This is a genomic window from Clostridium sp. ATCC 25772 (assembly GCF_001573875.1).
GTDB classification, from domain to species: Bacteria; Bacillota; Clostridia; order Clostridiales; family Clostridiaceae; genus Clostridium_J; species Clostridium_J senegalense.
On record NZ_LFRG01000191.1, the window covers coordinates 1 to 569 of the forward strand.

General features: G+C 25.1%; 2 protein-coding genes. Both read right to left on the minus strand.

Translation table 11 applies throughout. The annotated features are described in order from the left end of the window. Positions 1 to 263: L,D-transpeptidase (locus AZI32_RS18595; protein ID WP_157450991.1), on the minus strand; the 263-nt coding region annotated here is incomplete at its 3' end. Beyond that, the gene (locus tag AZI32_RS18600; protein ID WP_061997195.1) at positions 238 to 519 is read right to left on the minus strand and encodes an SH3 domain-containing protein; all 282 of its coding nucleotides are present in this window, start codon (positions 517 to 519) and stop codon (positions 238 to 240) included. The genes AZI32_RS18595 and AZI32_RS18600, both read right to left, overlap by 26 nt. Positions 520 to 569: the final 50 nt, after the last annotated feature.

Consider the following 569-nt stretch of genomic DNA (forward strand, 5'->3'; position numbering starts at 1 on the left):
TGATAGTAATATCCATCCTTTATACGAGTTGCATATTTAACCCTATACTCATCCGTTCCAAAATATAGTTTTCTTCCATCTATATAAAAAATTCCTGTTATAGTTGGAGTACTGGGTTTTCCAACGGTACATTTCCATTTATATATCTGAACCCAATTATTATTGTTCTTTTTAAAAACATAAGTATATTTATTTTTTAAATCAGTTACTAATAAATTATTTGTAGGACTTTTTATATTATTTTGATTTACAAATTTTATAATCTAGTACATCATGTTTATTTCCATCATCGGATAAAAAGTAATTAAATACATAACCTTCTATGTCATTATATATTATATTGCTCCAATCTCCTATATTTTCTATAACTTCTACTCTAGATTCTTTTGGTATTGTAGTTATTACATTTGATTGAGTATTCGGTTCTTTTCTAAGGTTTAAGTTACCCCATGTATATTTAGTAATTGATAATAAATCATTGTGTATATATCCTATATTTGATTCATATCTTACTTCCAAACTCTTTTACAGCTTTTTCATTTTGTGGTAAGAATGATTTGAAGAACATT